Genomic DNA, 14,923 nt, shown 5'->3' with positions numbered 1-14,923 from the left:
ATGAATCCAGTAGACCTCGGCCTTCAGCCGGCAGTCGCTCTTTCGCTTGAGACGTGGCACCGATTGATCAAGTCCAGGGATCTCAGCACATTGAGTTCCATCGTGCACCCGGATGCCGTCTTCCGTTCACCGATGGCGTTCAAGCCTTACGCGCCCGCACCTGCGCTGCTCATGGCGTTACAGACCGTCGTGACTATCCTGGAGGACTTCACTTATCACCGCCAGTTCGGCAGCAGCGACGGGCTCAATGTCGTGCTCGAGTTCAGCGCCAGGGTGCAGGACAAACACCTCAAGGGCATCGATATGATTCGCTTCGACGAAGACGGCCTGATCGTCGAATTCGAGGTCATGATCCGGCCGTTCAATGCGCTTCAGTTGCTGGGTGCCGAGATGGGTGCGCGCCTCGCGCAGTTCCTGCCCGCCTATAAGGCTACGTCCTGACGGCTACGACACTGTGAGTACCGCATGCGTCTCGGGACCTCTGGGCCGGACGCATGTTTCCGCTACCGGAGATCTGGCAGGTCCGCCGAAAATCCATCGCCCCGCCCCGTCACTCTGCTACGGACGAATTTATTCCGATTCGTCTATTTGAGACATTTCGTCTATACTCATCCGGACACGCACCGTGTGGTGCGCGTGTTCAACCGGAGAGGCAGAGGTCATGAAGATCAGGGAATTCGGTGTCGAGCGCTGGATGGACCAGTACGAAAACCATTGCGAGCTGAATCTCGCCGAGACGTGCGTCGAGTCGCTGACGGTGGAAGAACTGCTCGATCTCGCCGGCAAGAAGGACGCGATCCTCGCCGACATCCTGCCGATGAAGCTGACCTACGGCGCGATCGACGGTACCGAACGGCTGCGCTCGAACGTCGCGTCGCTGTACGAGAAGCAGGCGGTGCCGAACGTGCTGATCACGCACGGCGCGATCAGCGCGAACGCGCTGGTCTATGAAACGCTCGTCGAACCCGGCGATCACGTGATCTCCGTGCTGCCCACCTACCAGCAGCATTACTCGATTCCCGAGAGCTACGGCGCGCAGGTCGAGATCCTGAAGCTGCGCCCCGAAGACGGCTTCCTGCCCGACCTCGACGCGCTGCGCAAGATGATCAAGCCGCACACGCGGATGATCTCGATCAACAACCCGAACAACCCCACCGGCTCGCTGATGGACCGGGCGTTCCTCGAAGCGCTCGTCGAGATCGCGCGCAGCTGCGGCGCGTGGGTGCTGTGCGACGAGGTCTATCGCGGCACCGACCAGCACGGCAACGGCTTCACCGCGTCGATCGCGGATCTCTACGAAAAAGGCATCGGCACCGGCAGCATGTCGAAGACGTGGTCGCTCGCGGGGCTGCGGGTCGGCTGGATCGTCGCTCCCGTCGAGTTGATCCATCGCGTGCAGATTCATCGCGACTACAACACGATCAGCGTCGGCATGCTCAACGATCTGTTCGCGTCGATCGCGCTGGAAAACCGTGGCGTGCTGCTGGAACGCAATCACGACATCCTGCGGACCAACCTCGCGCTGCTCGACGCGTGGATCGCGAAAGAGCCGGTGCTGTCGTACGTGAAGCCGAAGTCCGGCACGACCGCGCTGGTGCGCGTCGATCTGCCGGTTTCGTCGCGTGACTTCTGCGTGGCGCTGCTCGAAAAGACCGGCGTGATGTTCACGCCGGGCAGCGCGCTCGATATGGAAGGCTACGTGCGCATCGGCTATACGAATAGCCGCGACGTGCTTGAAGCTGGGCTCGCGCGCACGTCGGAATTTCTCGCTGCTTATCCCGCTGCCCGGTGACGCGCGATGAGCATCGTTACCGAATCGATCGATCTGCCGGGTCTCGCACCCGGTGCGGCGTTTCAGCTGACCACGCATACGTTCGACTGCGCTGACAGCAACGGACGTAGCGCGTACATCCAGGCTGGCCTGCACGCGGACGAACATCCTGGCCTGCTCGCGATCTCGCACCTGCTGCGTCATCTCGCCGAACTCGAACGCGATGGGCGACTGCGCGGGCGCATCGTCGTGCGGCCGTTTGCGAATCCGGTCGGGATGGCGCAGCGGCTGTTCGGGATGCCGGTCGGGCGCTTCAATCTCGACAACGGCGAGAATTTCAACCGCCGCTTCCCGTCGATCACCGATGATGTGTGCGACGCGATCCGCAACGGCACCACGCTTGCACGCAACGATACGCGCGCGTTCAAGGCGTTGTTCGCTGCGTTGCTCGAACAACGCGGCGCGCACGATCCGGTCGCTGCAACCAAACTGCATCTCCTGCGCGAAGCGTTGAAGCACGACGTCGTGCTCGATCTGCATTGCGACACGCGCGCGATCCTGCATCTGTACAGCAACCGCGCACAGCAGGCGCGCGCGACGACGCTCGCCGCCGCGCTCGGCATCGAGACAGTTTTTCTCGAAGACATCGCGGGCGGCGGTCCAATCGACGAGGCGTATACGCAGCCATGGCGTGCGCTGCGCGACGCGGACCTGGTCGACGATGCGCATCTCGGTTTTTGTGCGTCGATTGAGCTGCGCGGTCAGGCGGATGTGGACGATACGCTGGCCGAACAAGACGCGCGCGGCATTCTGCGTTTTCTTGCGGCTGACGGGTTGATCGAGTGGAACGATCACGAGGATCATGCGTTGAAAGTAACGCCGCGCATTTACCCACTCGAAGGCGCGTCGCATGTCCCCGCCCCCGCCGCCGGTTTAGTCACCTACCGGCAACGTCCCGGCGATGCGGTCCGCAAAGGCGAACTGATCGCCGAGATCGTGCCGCTCGACGGTGCGTTCGATGCGCCACGTCATCCGGTGTATAGCGACGTCGACGGCATTGTCGTCGTCCAGCAGCAGTTCGCGCTCGTGCGCGCAGGGCAGCGCGTCGCGTTGCTCGCCGGCATGGAGCCGCTCGCGCATCGCAAGACGGGTCAACTGCTGCAAGACTTCTGATCGAAAGGAACCCTCATGGACAGTCTGTACGAGCGCATCGTCGACGCGCATCGCGCGATCCGGCCGCAGGTCGCCGTGACACCGCTCACCCATAGCCCGCTGCTGTCGGCGGAAACCGGCTGCGATGTGTTTCTCAAATGCGAGCATCTGCAGCACACCGGCTCGTTCAAGTTTCGCGGCGCGACGAACAAGCTGCGCCTGCTCGATCCGGAACAGCGACGCAACGGCGTCGCGACGGTGTCGACCGGCAATCACGGCCAGGGCGTCGCGCTCGCGGGCAAGCTGGCCGGCGTGCCGGTCACCGTGTACGCAGCCGTGACGGCCGCGCCGGTGAAGCTCGATGCGATCCGCGCGCTAGGCGCGACGGTCGTCACCATCGACGCGTCGACGCTCGAAGTCGAACTCGAAGCTGCGCGCCGCGCGGCACGCGATGGTCTGCCGTTCATCTCGCCGTACAACGACGGCGACGTGATCGCCGGACAAGGGACGGTCGGCCTCGAACTCGCCGAGCAGCATCCGGGACTTGCAGCGGTATTCGCATCGGTCGGCGGCGGCGGGTTGATCTCGGGCATCGGCACGGCGCTCGAACAGGCGAGCCCAACGACCGATGTGATCGGCTGCTGGCCGGCGAACGCGACGACGCTCTATCGCTGCATTCAGGCGGGCAAGGTGATCGAGGTCGAAGAAAGCGATACGATTTCCGACGGCACCGCAGGCGGCGTCGAGCCCGACGCGATCACGCTGCCGATCGCGCAACGCGTAATCGATCGCTCGGTGCTCGTCTCCGAGGAAGAGATCAAGTCGGCGATGAAGCGCCTCGCGCAGACCGACCGATGGATGGTCGAAGGCGCGGCCGGCGTCGCGCTCGCGAGCCTGCTTCAGATTGCACCGACGTATCGCGGCAAAGCGGTCGCGGTCGTGCTGTGCGGCCGCAACATCATGCTCGACAAGTTCGTCGCGGCGGTTCAATGAAGGTACTGACGAAAGACGAAATCGTTGCGCGTTTCGACGCGGCGCGCGCGGTGCGAATGATCGAAGCGGGCTTCGTCGCGTATTCGCGCGGCGAGACGCAGGTGCCGCCGGTGCAGAACTTCCAGTTCGCGGACGCGGACGGCGACTGCTGCATCAAGTCCGCGTACGTGACGGGCGCGGACACGTTCGTCGTGAAGGTATCGACCGGGTTCTATCGCAATCCGTCGCGCGGGTTGCCGAGCAATAACGGTTTGATGCTCGCGCTGTCGGCACGCACCGGCGAACCGCTCGCGCTGCTGCAGGACGAGGGCTGGCTGACCTGCGTGCGCACCGCGCTCGCGGGGCAAATCGTTGCGCGGCTGCTCGCGCCGACGCATGTCGACGCGATCGGGATTGTCGGTACGGGTGAGCAGGCACGTCTGCAACTCGAATATTTGCGCGCAGTCACCGAATGCCGCGAGGTCCACGTATGGGGCCGCAGCGACGCGACGCTCGATGCGTACGCGGCATTCGCCGAAACGCTCGGCTTTCGCGTGCATCCGCAGCGCGACGCGAACGACGTCGCGCGACACGCGAACCTGATCGTTACCACGACGCCGTCGCGGCAAGCGTTGCTGTCGCGCGATGCGATCCGTCCGGGTACGCATATCACCGCCGTCGGTGCGGATGGTTTAGGCAAGCAGGAACTCGACCCGCGGATCGTCGGTGCGGCCGATATCGTTGTCGCCGATTCGATCGCGCAATGCAGCGCGTACGGCGAGATTTCGCACGCGGTGTCGGCGGGACTGGTCGAGAAAGAAACGCTGGTGGAACTCGGCGTCGCGCTCGCGCGCGGCAGCCGGGTCCGGCAAAACGACACACAGATCACAGTAGCGGATCTGACCGGCGTCGCGGTGCAGGACTCGGCGGTTGCGGCGAGCGTGTTGAACGCAGACTGATCAGGCCGAAGGCGGGAGATACGCGGGCGTCGCCGACGACAGCGACTGCTTCACATGACGGCCCACGTCGTCGACGAGAATTTCGTCGAGATTATGTTCGATGCCTTCGAGCACGATCCGCGCGACGTCTTCGGGCCGGCTCTTCTGCCCGTCGATACCCTTCGTCATGTCGGTATCGATGTAGGCCGGATGCACAGCGAACACACGCGTCTGCTGCTCTTGCAGTTCCAGGCGCAGGCCGTTCGTCAGCGACCAGCCCAGCGACTTCGACGCGCTGTACGTCGCGAGACTCGGCAGCGCCACCCAGCTCAGCACCGACAGAACGTTCACGACCGCACCGCCGCCGTTGCGCTTGAGCACCGGCGCGAATGCCTGCGTGACGGTCAGCAGGCTGATGCCGTTCGTCTCGATATGACCGCGCAGTTGCTCGACCGCACCCGCAGCGAGCAGCGGGCCGGGGTTCGCGATACCGGCGTTGTTGATCAGCAGATCCACGTCCGATGCGCGTTCCGCAGCCGCCGCGATGCTGGCGGGGTCGGTCACGTCGAGCTGGATCGGCACGACGCCGGGGATATCGACGCTTGCCGGATTGCGGGCGGCTGCGTACACCTTCGTCGCGCCGGCTGCGAGCAGTGCTTTCGCGAGATGCAGGCCGAGCCCGCGATTGGCGCCCGTGACGAGCGCGGTTCTACCTTTGATCTGCATGCTGTTTCTCCAGAATAATGGGCCGTGCGCGTGTCGTAGCGATGCGCGCGCGGCGTGTTCGATGGGCTTGGTCGAAGCCGGATCGGCGGTATCGATCACCTTTTAGTGTGTATATTCACTCTGAAGGGCGATCGGCACACCGCCAACGCTGGATCGAACGATAACTGTGCATAAGCACTCAGTCAAGCAACGCGCCATTGATTTTTCTCATTGGCGCGTTCGGTCGACGACTATCGGAGTGCCCGCTCCAGTACGCGAGCGACGTGCAGCGCGGCGACATCCGCGCCGTCGTGGATCTGATGACGACAACTCGTGCCGTCCGCGACGGTCAGCGTGCCGGCCTCGGCGTTGCGAACCGCCGGCAGCAGCGACAGTTCCGCCATCGCCTGCGACGCCGCGTAATGCTCCGCTTCGTAGCCGAAGCTGCCCGCCATCCCGCAGCACGACGATTCGACCGTCGACACCTTCAACTGCGGAATCCAGCCGAGCACCGTCTGCACCGGCGTGAACGCAGCAAACGCCTTCTGATGGCAATGGCCATGCACGAGCGCCTGCGTCGTGTCCGCGAGCGGTTGCAGATCGAGATTCAGACGTCCCGCGTCATGCTCGCGCACGAGGAATTCTTCGAACAGGAACGCGTGTTTCGACAGACGCGCCGCGCGTTCGCCGAAACCGTAGTGCAGGAATTCGTCGCGCAGCGACAGCAGACACGACGGTTCAAGTCCGACCACCGGCACGCCAAGTGCGATAAACGGTTCGAGCATGTCGAGCATGCGACGCGCTTCGTGCTTCGCTTCATCGACGAGACCTGCCGCTAGAAACGTGCGTCCGCAGCACAGTGGTCGGTCATTTGGCTTTGTGTTGAAGTGGACCGTGTAGCCGGCCGCTTCGAGAACGCGTTGAGCAGCACGCGCGTTGTCCGGTTCGAAGTGGTCGTTGAAGGTGTCGACGAACAGCAGGACTTCTTTTTGTGCATCCTGCGTGTTCTGCCGCGCCGCCGCCGTCGCAAGAAACGATGACGTGAAGCGCGGCAACGTCCGCTGCGGCGCGAACCCCAGCGCACGTCTCGCCCACGCGGACACGACCGGCACGTTGTTCGCGAACGCGACGAGCCCGGACATCCGGCTCGCGAGCGGCGCATAGCGCGGCAGGTACGCGACCAGCTTCTCGCGCAACCCGATGCCGTGACGCGACGCCCACGCCGCGCGCGCCTCGATCTTGATCTTCGCCATATCGACGCCGGTCGGACAGTCGCGTTTGCAGCCCTTGCACGACACGCACAGATCGAGCGCGTTCTTCACGTCGACACTCGCAAGCCCCGCCTCGCCCAGTTGCCCCGACAACGCGAGCCGCAACGTATTCGCGCGACCGCGCGTCACGTGCTGCTCGTCCTTCGTCACGCGATAGCTCGGGCACATCGTGCCCGCGTCGAACTTGCGGCAGTGGCCGTTGTTGTTGCACATCTCGACGGCCTTCGCGAGACCACCCGCCAGATCGCCGCCGGTGCCGGGCGCAGTTTCCGCACCGGTCAGCGGATCGCGTTCGACATTCCACGCGGACCAGTCGAGTGCAGGTTTCAGCGCCCGCTCGCGATAGCCGGGAGCGAAGCGAAAATTGCGCGTATCGTCCATCGCAGGCGGCCGCACCATCTTGTCCGGATTGAAGCGATTCTCCGGATCGAACAGTTGCTTGATCTCGCCGAATGCGCGATTCAACTTCGGCCCGTACTGCCACGCAATCCATTCGCCGCGACACAGCCCGTCGCCGTGCTCGCCCGAATACGCGCCCTTGTACTCGCGCACGAGCGCGGCGGCTTCGTCGGCGATCGCGCGCATTTTCTGCGCGCCGTCGCGGCGCATGTCGAGAATCGGCCGCACGTGCAGCGTGCCGACGCTCGCGTGCGCATACCAGGTGCCTTCGGTGCCGTGACGATGGAACACTTCCGTCAGGCGGCTCGTGTAGTCGGCGAGATGTTCGAGCGGCACCGCGCAGTCTTCGATGAACGACACCGGCTTGCCGTCGCCCTTCATGCTCATCATGATGTTGAGCCCGGCCTTGCGCACTTCCCACAGCGCTTTCTGCGCGTTCGCGTCGGGCATCTGCACGACCGAATCCGGCAAGCCGAGATCGCCCATCAGTTCCGCGAGACGATCGAGCGCGGCGAGTTGCGGATCGAGCGTATCGCCGGCGAATTCGACGAGCAGGATCGCTTCGGGTTCGCCGACCAGCGCCTTCTCGATCACCGGACGAAACGCCGGGTTGCTCATCGCGAGATCGATCATCGTGCGATCGACCAGTTCGACCGCCACCGGACGCAGCGTGACGATGTGCTGCGTGAGTTCCATCGCCTGCCGGAAGGTCGGAAAATTCACGACGCCGAGCGCCTTGTGCGCGGGCAGCGGCGCGAGCTTCAGCGTCAACTGGCGGCTGAACGCAAGCGTGCCTTCCGAGCCGACCAGCAGATGCGCGAGGTTCGCCACGCCGTCGTCGCTATAGGCGCGCGGATTCTGGCAGTCGAACAGATCGATGTTGTAGCCGCCTACGCGACGCAGCACTTTCGGAATGCGCTCGACGATCTCGTCGCGTTCGCGCAGCGCGATGCGCTTCAAGCCATCGACGATCTGCCGCATCCGCGCGTAATCGGGTCTCGTGTGCAGCGAGCCGAAGCGGGCTTCGGTGCCGTCGGCGAGCACCGCGTCGATCGCGTGGACGTTGTGCACCATGTTGCCGTATTCGATCGAGCGCGAGCCGCACGAGTTGTTGCCCGCCATCCCGCCGATCGTGCATTGCGCGGCCGTCGATACATCGACCGGAAACCACAACCCGTGCGGCTTGAGCCACGCGTTCAGATGATCGAGCACGACACCCGGCTCGACGGTCACGGTGCGCGCTTCCGCATCGAAGTCGACGATGTTGTTCAGCCACTTGCTCGTATCGATCACGAGCGCTTCGCCAACGGTCTGCCCGCACTGGCTCGTCCCCGCACCGCGTGCGAGCACCGGCGCTTTCTCGCTGCGCGCGACATCGAGCGCGAGGCGCAGATCGGCCTGATCGCGCGGCACGACGACGCCGATCGGCGTGATCTGATAGATCGACGCGTCGGTCGCGTAACGGCCGCGACTCGCCGCGTCGAACAGCACGTCGCCGCGCAGCGCGCTGCGTAGACGGCTCGCGAGCGGCGTCGTCGGCGCGCGCGACGCGCTCGGCACGAGATGGATCGGCTTGACCAGCAGCGAAGCAGTGGAATGCGTCATGGCGTGTGCATCTAGAGAAGGAGCGCGGCGCGGCCGCTTATTCGAGCGTCAACTGAAGCGGTGCGAGTCCGTCGATCTGCGCGGTCAGCACGCCGCCGCCAGGCGGGAAAAACATGCCGGTGTACGAACCGGTCGTGACGATCCAGTCCGGTGTCACCGCGAGTCCGCGTTGCTGCGTGCAATGATTCACGAGCCACGCGAGCAGCCGGCGCGGATCGCCGGCGGGATTCGCGGGCGCACCGTCGAACACGCCACGGCCATCGAAGCGCACCTGCACCGACGGCGTAACGAACGAAAAATCCGCGCGATACGCCACCGACTCGCCGACGATCAACGCGCCGTGATTCTGCAGATCCGCAAGCTGCGCCAGACGATCGACGTCGGGCCAGCCCGCAAACCGGCTCGCGACGATCTCGACTGTCGCCGCCATCGCACCGATGCCGGCCAGCACGTCGGCGTCGTCATAGGGTTCGGCGCGCGGCTCGAACGTGCGTCCGAAGCGGAACGCGACTTCCAGTTCGATGCCGCACGGCAGCGTCGCGTTGCGGGCGACGCGCGCACCGCTCGCGAGCAAACCGCCTGCCGGCAGCGGCGCGCCCTGCACTGGTCCGGTGTCGGACTTCGCGCCGATCTTCCAGCCGCCGATCTGCGCGTCCATGTGTTGCAGCAGTTCGTGCTGGATCGCGTAGGCGGTCTGCGCATCCGCAGGGACTTCGTGCGGCGCGAGCGCGGCGATGCGGGTCTGCGTGCGACGCGCGTCGGCGAGCGCCAGGGTCAATGGATGGGACATTGCGTTCATGCTCCCGCCGGATGAGCGCCCGGCGCCGCGTCCGTTTCGAAACGACTGTCGGGCTGCATGCGGAACGCGAGCACCACGCCGATCGCCATCAGTAGCATGCTGCCGGCGAACGGCAATTCCCAGCTGCCGAAGCGGTCGATCAGGAAGCCCGAGAACACTGGCGAGATGATCGCGGCCAGTGCGGAGCCCGTGTTCATCATGCCGCTTGCGGTGCCCGAATACTCGGGTGCGATGTCCATCGGAATCGCCCACATCGGGCCGATCGTCATCTCGGCGAAGAAGAAGCCCGCCGACAGGCACACCATCGATACATACAGGTTGTGCGCGAACATCAACGGCACGAGCACCACGAGCGTCAGCAGCATGCAGATCGACACCATCCAGCTGCGTGCACGCCGCAGGTTGCGTGTGCGTTCGAAGATGCGATCGGTAACGATGCCGCCGAGCGTATCGCCGAGCACGCCCGCGAAAAACACCGCCGACGCGAATACCGCCGATTTCTTCAGATCAAGGTGATAGCTGTGCAGGAAGTACTGCGGAATCCAGCTGAGAAAGAGCCACAGCGTCCAGCCGTAGCAGAAGTAGACGATCGTCACCGGCGCCATCCGGCGGAACAGGCGACGCCACGGCACATTGGCGGTTTTCGTTTTCGGCGCGGGCAGCACGTCGAGTTCGGCAGTCGTGATGCGCGGATGGTCCTTCGGATGTTCGGTGAACGTGACCGCCCAAACGATCACCCACAGCAGACTCACCGCACCGCAGATATAGAACGATTCGCGCCAGCCCCATGTCGCCATCACGAGCACGATCGCGCCCGGCGCGATCGCGTTGCCGATCCGCGCGGCCGCATGCGTGATGCCCTGCGCGAAGCCGCGCCGTTCTTTCGCGACCCAGCGCGACATTGCAGCGGTCGCCGCCGGGAACGTCGCGCCTTCGCCGAAACCGAGCAGCACGCGCGCGGCGAGCAGCGACGCGAGACCGCCGGCGAAGCCGGTCAGCAGCGTTGCGAGCGCCCAGATCGCACCGCACGCGATCAGCGTGCGCTTCGCGCCAAAGCGATCGCTCACCCACCCGCCGATGATCTGAAACACGAGATACGGATACGCGAACGCGGAGAACACGAGTCCGACTTCGGTATGCGAAAGACTGAATTCCTTGCCGAACCCCGCCGCCGCCGTACTCACGTTCACGCGGTCGAGGTAGGTGATGAAGTACATGATGCAGAGCATCACTAGAACGATACTGGTCGCACTGTTCAAACGAAACCGCTTCATCGTCTGTCTCCGTTGCTGGTCGGCGGCACGCCGGAATGGCGCGCTTCGCCGCTGCCCGCCGCGCACTGGGGGGCGGTCGGTCGGCCTGCATGTGGTGAATCGCCGCGCTCTGCGGCGCGTTCGCGAGAGGTGATGCGCGTGGTTCATCGCGCGCATCACCCCGCTCCCTTTTTCTATTTGCTTTTCAATGAACGGATGGTTTATCGAAGCCGGCGGATGCTGCCGGCTTGTGCATCTCGCTTGTACGTCGTTAAGCGGCTGCCTTCAGCTTCGTTGCATGCGACTGCTCGGTCAGCCACGCCATTGCAGCAGGCAAACCGCTCGCGGCGAGCGGCACGCCCGCGAGTCGCAGACCCATCTCGCAACCGGCGAGCGTCGCGAGCAGCGTGAGGTCGTTGCAGTCGCCGAGATGGCCGATGCGGAACATGCGGCCCTTCATCTTGCCAAGGCCCGTGCCGAGCGACATGTCGAAGCGCTCGTAGATCAGCTTGCGCACCGCGTCCGCGTCGATGCCGTCGGGCATCATCACGCCGGTCAGCACCGGGCTGTACACGTCCGGGTCCGCGCACTGGATCTCGAGTCCCCACGCGCGCACCGCGCGGCGGCACGCTTCGGCGAGCCGCGCATGACGCGCGAACACGTTGTCGAGCCCTTCGTCGAGGATCATGTCGAGCGCTTCCGACAGGCCGTACAGCAGGTTCGTGTTCGGCGTGTACGGCCAGTAGCCGCTCTTGTTCATCTCGACGATTTCGGTCCAGTCCCAGAAGCTGCGCGGCAGCTTCGCGTCGCGGCTCGCCGCGAGTGCCTTCGGCGAGATCGCGTTGAAGCTGATGCCGGGCGGCAGCATCAACCCCTTCTGCGAACCCGATACCGTGACGTCGACGCCCCATTCGTCATGCCGGTAATCGGCACACGCGAGACCCGAGATCGTGTCGACCAGCAGCAGCGCCGGATGACCCGCCGCATCGATCGCGCGACGCACGGCCGCGATGTCCGACGTGACGCCCGTCGACGTTTCGTTATGGACGACGCAGACGGCCTTGATCGTGTGGCCGGTGTCTTCGCGCAACCGCGCTTCGATCATCTGCGGCTGCACGCCGCGCCGCCAGCCTTCGATGCCGGGCAAGCCGAGGAATTCAGGCTTCAGGCCAAGGCTCTCGGCCATCTTCTTCCACAGCGTCGCGAAGTGGCCGGTCTCGAACATGATCACGGTGTCGCCGGGGCTCAGCGTATTCGACAGCGCCGCCTCCCATGCGCCGGTGCCGGACGCCGGGTAGATCACGACCGGCTGCTTCGTCTTGAAGATCTGCTTGATGCCGTCGAGCACCTTCAGCCCGAGCGCACCGAATTCGGGGCCGCGGTGATCGATGGTCGGATAGCTCATCGCCCGCAGGATGCGGTCGGGCACCGGGCTCGGCCCCGGAATCTGCAGGAAGTGACGGCCGGCGGGATGAAAGTCCAGTTTTAGCATGCGATCTCCGTGAATTGAATTTTGCATGCAAAAAACTATATCAACGAATCGCCGTCAACCCAAGTGCAAAATCGCCAGGGTTTACGCCCACCCTTACGTATTCGTCATCCTTTGGATAAAATAGGCATAAACCAGCTTCAGGATTTTTGTATGCAAAATTCGGATATCGATGCGGATTTCCCGGCCCCCCCGCTGCTGCCCAAGGTGGAGCGCCAGCGGCTGCACGATACGGTCGTCGAGCACATCCGCCGTTTTATCGTCGAGGGTGCGCTGGTGCCGGGCAAGAAACTGAACGAGCGCGAGCTGTGCGAAACGCTCGGCATTTCGCGCACGCCGCTGCGCGAGGCGCTGAAGGTATTGGCCGCCGAAGGGCTGATCGACATCGAGCCGAATCGCGGCGCGTCGGTATCGAAGATGTCGGAAGCGGAGTTGCGCGAGACCTTCGAATTGATGAGCGGCCTCGAAGCGTTTTCTGGCGAACTCGCGTGCGAGCGGATCACCGCCGCCGAACTTGCGGAGATCAAGGCGCTGCACTATGCGATGCTCGCGTGCCGCGCGCAGAACGATCTGCCCGGCTACTACAGCCGCAACCAGGCGATCCACGAGAAGATCAACGAAGCGGCCCGCAACGGCGCGCTACGGCAGACCTACATCGCGGTGAACCGGCGGCTGCAGGCGCTGCGGTTTCGTTCGAATTTTCAGGTGCCGAAGTGGGATCGCGCGATCCACGATCACGACGAGATGCTGAAGGCGCTCGAAGCGCGCGACGGTAAACGGCTCGCGACGATTTTGCGCAAGCATCTGCTGGATAAGCGCGATGCGGTGCTGCAGTTGCAGTCGAGTGAGGATGCGGCGGGGGCGACGTTGAAGGCTTGATGCAACGCTCGCGGACGGGCGGCCGCGATATCTACGAACCCACGAAACCTGGGATCGCCTCGAAGTTCTGCGCGACGGCGTCCGGAAGCACGCCGAGCCGTTCGGCCGGCGATGCCATACGGTTGACCCAGATCGTCGGATAGCCGAACGACTTCGCGCCCACTGCATCCCAACCGGCAAAGGCAACGAACGCAATCTCATCGCGCTGCAGTCCGAACGCGTCGACCGCCATTTGATAGGCGCGCGGATCGGGCTTGTAGGCCTTCACGAGATCGGTGGACAGCAAGTGGTCGAACACGCCGGTCAAACCGGAATTCGCGATCGCGGCTTCCAGCATCGGCACGGTGAAGTCGTTCAGCGGCGCGAGACCCAGGCCCCGCTGCTTGAGCGCCTTGAGAACCGGCGGCACGTCCGGCCACGCTTTCAGGTTCATGAAAGCGGCAACCAACTGGTGACGTTGCGCATCGGTGATGGCGATCTTTTCCGCGTCTACGGCGAACATCAGTGCATCGTCGGCGACCTGCAAAAAATCCGCGTAGGTTCCCGTGAGCGTGCGCAGCCACGTGTAGTCGAAGAGACGGCCACGCCACGTTGCGACCAGCGATCGACCGTTGCCTGGGAACAGCGTTTCCGCCGATGCGAACACCGGACGTGGATCGAATAGCGCCAGGCCATCGAATGCGACGGCCTTGATGCGGTTCGTCGCAGCCAACGCCGGGATTGCACCGACGGCTGCGCCTGCGATTGTCGCGGCCATGAAGTGACGTCTGTTCAAGGTGATGTCCTCTTTATCGGTGTTGCGGGCTCGTACGACGCAAGCTCATTGAAGATGTGCCTTCTACACGATCGGAACCTCTCGACGCTCACACGCCAGGCGTCAATCGTCGTCGCCGGTCCGGCTGCGCACGTAATCGATGTGCGTCTGCATCGCGGTGCGCGCTTCTTCCGGCTGCCGCGCGCGAATCGCGTCGTACAGCATCCGGTGTTGAACCAGCAGCAGCGCGGATGCATCGCTGTCGCGCTCGCGTATCCCCGTGCCCGTGGTCCCGATGTGTTCGCGCAGCATGCCGATCACGCTCGTATGCAAATGCAGGAACATCGTGTTGTGCGATGCCTGTGCGATCGCTTCGTGCAGACGTGCATCGGCGGCGGCTTCGGCGGCCTTGTCGTCGCGACGGCGGGCTCGTTCCAGTTCGCGCATCTCGATGCCGATCCGTCGTAAGTCCGCTGCATCCGCGCGCTGCGCCGCGAAGTAAGCGGTCGCCCCTTCCAGCACGCGACGAAATTCCAGAATGTCTTCACGCAGCGCCGGATGATCCGCGACCAGTTGCCCCCACGGCGATGCGATGCCGGTACGTAGCTGATCGGTGACGAACACGCCCGACCCACGCCGGCTTTGTAGCAGACCACGCGCCGCAAGTCGCTGGATTGCTTCGCGTACCGTGTTGCGCGCGACGCCGTACTCCACTGCGAGCATGCGCTCGGCAGGCAGGCGTTCGCCTGCGCGCCACGTGCCGTCGAGCAGCGCGGTTTCGAGCCGGCGCATCACTGCTTCGACCCGGCCGCGCGTGGACGTGCCGTCGTCTTTCATCGCTGCCCCTCTGTCTTCTGTCCCAGGTTCTGCACTCGCCACTGGTCCAACCAATTTGAACCCCGCGCGGGAAGCGGGAATTATGCGCTATTGCCCCAC

At 64.3% G+C, this 14,923-nt stretch carries 13 protein-coding genes; 6 read left to right on the top strand and 7 right to left on the bottom strand.

Annotated features, from left to right (window positions below; translation table 11 throughout):
• The 5 genes from E1748_RS08010 to E1748_RS07990 all read left to right on the top strand — a co-directional run bounded on the left by E1748_RS08010 (position 1) and on the right by E1748_RS07990 (position 4,854).
• Positions 1-441, top strand: coding sequence for a nuclear transport factor 2 family protein (locus E1748_RS08010; RefSeq protein WP_133646561.1), 441 nt, complete (start codon positions 1-3; stop codon positions 439-441).
• A 220-nt stretch (positions 442-661) separates the two neighbouring features.
• A complete protein-coding gene (locus E1748_RS08005; RefSeq protein ID WP_133646560.1) occupies positions 662-1,792 on the top strand; it encodes an aminotransferase in 1,131 nt (376 codons plus the stop codon).
• Between the two features lie 6 nt (positions 1,793-1,798).
• Positions 1,799-2,944, top strand: a complete 1,146-nt coding sequence (locus E1748_RS08000) for a succinylglutamate desuccinylase/aspartoacylase domain-containing protein (RefSeq protein WP_133646559.1) — start codon at positions 1,799-1,801, stop codon at positions 2,942-2,944.
• 15 nt (positions 2,945-2,959) lie between these two features.
• On the top strand, positions 2,960-3,916 hold the full coding sequence (locus E1748_RS07995; RefSeq protein ID WP_133646558.1) for a threonine/serine dehydratase: 957 nt from the start codon (positions 2,960-2,962) through the stop codon (positions 3,914-3,916).
• Entirely contained in the window at positions 3,913-4,854 is a 942-nt protein-coding gene (locus tag E1748_RS07990) for an ornithine cyclodeaminase family protein (protein WP_133646557.1), read from the top strand. The genes E1748_RS07995 and E1748_RS07990 overlap by 4 nt, the downstream gene beginning before the upstream one ends.
• On the opposite strand, the gene E1748_RS07985 is transcribed toward E1748_RS07990, so the two are convergent.
• The 5 genes from E1748_RS07985 to E1748_RS07965 all read right to left on the bottom strand — a co-directional run bounded on the left by E1748_RS07985 (position 4,855) and on the right by E1748_RS07965 (position 12,357).
• Entirely contained in the window at positions 4,855-5,559 is a 705-nt protein-coding gene (locus E1748_RS07985) for an SDR family oxidoreductase (protein ID WP_133646556.1), read from the bottom strand.
• Between the two features lie 230 nt (positions 5,560-5,789).
• A complete protein-coding gene (locus E1748_RS07980) occupies positions 5,790-8,813 on the bottom strand; it encodes an FAD-binding and (Fe-S)-binding domain-containing protein (protein ID WP_133646555.1) in 3,024 nt (1,007 codons plus the stop codon).
• 37 nt (positions 8,814-8,850) lie between these two features.
• A complete protein-coding gene (locus E1748_RS07975) occupies positions 8,851-9,603 on the bottom strand; it encodes a 2-keto-4-pentenoate hydratase (RefSeq protein ID WP_133647294.1) in 753 nt (250 codons plus the stop codon).
• A gap of 5 nt (positions 9,604-9,608) precedes the next feature.
• Positions 9,609-10,886 carry an MFS transporter gene (locus E1748_RS07970; protein WP_133646554.1) on the bottom strand — a complete coding sequence of 426 codons (1,278 nt, stop codon included), beginning with the start codon at positions 10,884-10,886 and terminating at the stop codon, positions 9,609-9,611.
• Between the two features lie 250 nt (positions 10,887-11,136).
• Complete coding sequence (locus E1748_RS07965; RefSeq protein WP_133646553.1) at positions 11,137-12,357, bottom strand: pyridoxal-phosphate-dependent aminotransferase family protein; 1,221 nt, start codon at positions 12,355-12,357, stop codon at positions 11,137-11,139.
• A gap of 150 nt (positions 12,358-12,507) precedes the next feature.
• Between E1748_RS07965 and E1748_RS07960 the strand changes: the two genes are divergently transcribed.
• Complete coding sequence (locus E1748_RS07960; RefSeq protein ID WP_133646552.1) at positions 12,508-13,233, top strand: GntR family transcriptional regulator; 726 nt, start codon at positions 12,508-12,510, stop codon at positions 13,231-13,233.
• A 31-nt stretch (positions 13,234-13,264) separates the two neighbouring features.
• On the opposite strand, the gene E1748_RS07955 is transcribed toward E1748_RS07960, so the two are convergent.
• Both E1748_RS07955 and E1748_RS07950 read right to left on the bottom strand, forming a co-directional pair.
• Entirely contained in the window at positions 13,265-14,008 is a 744-nt protein-coding gene (locus E1748_RS07955) for a haloacid dehalogenase type II (protein ID WP_205965208.1), read from the bottom strand.
• Positions 14,009-14,110: 102 nt separating this feature from the next.
• Positions 14,111-14,824 carry a FadR/GntR family transcriptional regulator gene (locus E1748_RS07950; RefSeq protein ID WP_240766406.1) on the bottom strand — a complete coding sequence of 238 codons (714 nt, stop codon included), beginning with the start codon at positions 14,822-14,824 and terminating at the stop codon, positions 14,111-14,113.
• Positions 14,825-14,923 lie beyond the last annotated feature (99 nt).

Origin of the sequence: Paraburkholderia flava, from assembly GCF_004359985.1 — a bacterium.
Taxonomy (GTDB): Bacteria; Pseudomonadota; Gammaproteobacteria; order Burkholderiales; family Burkholderiaceae; genus Paraburkholderia; species Paraburkholderia flava.
This window is presented reverse-complemented; position numbering and strand designations above follow the sequence as displayed.